The organism is Lactobacillus sp. 23-2, from assembly GCF_044902225.1.
Taxonomy (GTDB): Bacteria; Bacillota; Bacilli; order Lactobacillales; family Lactobacillaceae; genus Lactobacillus; species Lactobacillus absianus.
Map to the genome: position 1 here is coordinate 1 of NZ_JAOQBX010000080.1, position 394 is coordinate 394.

A 394-nucleotide genomic window follows, 5' to 3' on the forward strand; every position below is an offset into this window, starting at 1 on the left:
ACGTTCATGAACATTCTGCGCAAGCGGATCATGACCGCTTTCCCTGAAGCGTCTTACCAATATGGCTATCAGACTTTCTTTGACCGCAAAAAATTCAATCTGCCAAAGGGACACTTCACGGATGCAATCGCAATCAGCGGGATCAAGTCAGTTGGTCAGATGCCGGAGACGGTAGCGATGATCAGCCAGTTCCGCAAAAAGAGGCGTTCGCTTCATGAGGCAACCGCCCGCAAAGGCAGAAAAGAAGCAAACAGAACATCAAAACGCAATGCCAAGAACACAAAGCATGCCAGAGGATTATGGCTCAATGACTATGTACATGTCATCGGGACTAATCTCAGGGGCTATGTGCAGAGCTACCTGTCAAAAGGCGCTTATGTTCGCCTCTCAGATG

General features: G+C 48.7%; 1 pseudogene. It reads left to right on the forward strand.

Features of this window, described 5'->3' with window-relative positions:
• Nucleotides 1–394, forward strand: a pseudogene (locus OCH80_RS10230) (HNH endonuclease); the annotation flags it as partial.